The sequence below is a fragment of the Cerasibacillus sp. genome (assembly GCF_036516575.1).
In the GTDB taxonomy this organism is placed as follows: domain Bacteria; phylum Bacillota; class Bacilli; order Bacillales; family Amphibacillaceae; genus Cerasibacillus.
On the sequence record NZ_DATBTY010000059.1, the window covers coordinates 1 to 1,790 of the forward strand.

A 1,790-nucleotide genomic window follows, 5' to 3' on the forward strand; every position below is an offset into this window, starting at 1 on the left:
TCCGTTCAATTTCGTCAGCGACTTTTTCAATTTTTGCTTGACTGTCTTCTGATAAATCAGTGACATCCTTTACTCTAATTCGGATCGCTGATATCGGTTTATCACCGATAATCGCTTCAGCTGCTTCTAACGTTGTTAAAAAGGTGGGGGGTTCAGTAATAATGTCTAAAGCATCATGCCCCCCACTACTAGTAGGTTTTAATGTAATCGGTGGATTTATTGGTTTTAAGTCCTTATCGAGAACTAGTTTTGAACTCGCAGGACGGTATGTTTCCATCGGTAATTCATTTGTTGGGTCTTTCGATATATTCAATTTGGACGAATCATAGAAACCAATCCATCGTTGATGAGTGACTGGCCAGGTGTCTTCATAGGCGAAATCATAATATCTAATTTGGCGAAATCGTTCTCTTGACAAGCCTACATCTCTATGCATAAAAGTCTTTAATTGAAATGCAAAAGGCCATTTTTCGGGGAAAGGACTATCAACATCCGTGTATTGTAAAGGACTTGGGCGTGTTGGCTCTATCTCTATATTCCCACTGGGATTTTCCAAATACAGACTACTATTTCTAACTGTCTCTCCTGTATCCATATCGATGCGGGAAATCCCATTACCGATTCTTTTCATAATTTCTTCATGAGAATAAGAATAGGTTTTCTTATACGTGCTAGGAAGGGTGTCTAAATATGCCTGACCACCTTTTTTCATAATTTCGTCAAATGTTTCTTTCGCTGTTCCGGGTTCAGTGGGAATATCAAGCTTCTCAAATGTTACGATTAGTTTATGATTACTGTGAGACTGATTGCTCATAATAATAGGCATGTCAATTAAATCAGTACCATCTAAATCTTCAACAAATACTTTATCATCTTTATCAAAATAGCGACTACTTCCAACATCAACTATCGCTTTATCTAAGCCAATAAGTTTAGCTTCTTGTTCTGGATCAATGGCAGCAAGTAGAAACATTTGATAGTTAGTAATATATTTCCCAATCCTTTCACTGCCTATTGGATAATCGATAGGTTTATTAGCAAGGATTTCTTCAAAATTATCCCAGTCTCCATAGACATCATATGATGTATGAGAAGAAACTTCTTTTTGTATATTATCATCAATGACAAGTTGTTCATGTAGTCGATAAATCCCATTTCCATTATATTCATAAGGGGCTACATTAAAGATATATGTTAATTTGCCTATGGGGGCGATAGGTGCAGCAACATCCACGTTCGGTATGTTTTTGATTGTTTCATATTGTTCCATCGTAATGCCGCCACTAATTCCACTTAAATAATTCGGGTCAAGGAGTCCCGTTTCTTCCGTGAGGCTTCGAGTTCCTTTAGGGCGAACAACGATATCATAAGATGATTTCCAACGTTTTTGTAGTTCATCAACGATGGTTCCTCTATTCATCTCTGATAAGCCGACTAAATAAGTGAGCCCAACACTAATGATGAGCACACCAACTAGAATTAAGAAAAAACGTTCCTTTCTCCGCCACCAATTTTGCCAAATAAAGCGAATCATAAGTGGTTAACCTCCGTATATTTTAATTCCTTTATAATCATTTTTGTTAATGATATCAATATACTTTGCAAACTATTTAAAACGATAAAAAATATATGGATAAGCCATCCCACTCTAAATAAGCTGCACCATCAAATAAACAAAAACAGTTAGTATGGTAAAAAACATGGCGAACATTGACCACATAATAAGTTGTTCAACCATTTTCTTATTTGAATACTGACTGCGCATCCCTTGCATTGGTGAGATACGCACC

1 pseudogene is annotated in these 1,790 nt (G+C 36.6%); it reads right to left on the reverse strand.

From position 1 onward, the window contains the following. Positions 1-1,534 (reverse strand): annotated as a pseudogene (locus VIG73_RS09840) (ABC transporter permease); the annotation flags it as partial. Positions 1,535-1,790: the final 256 nt, after the last annotated feature.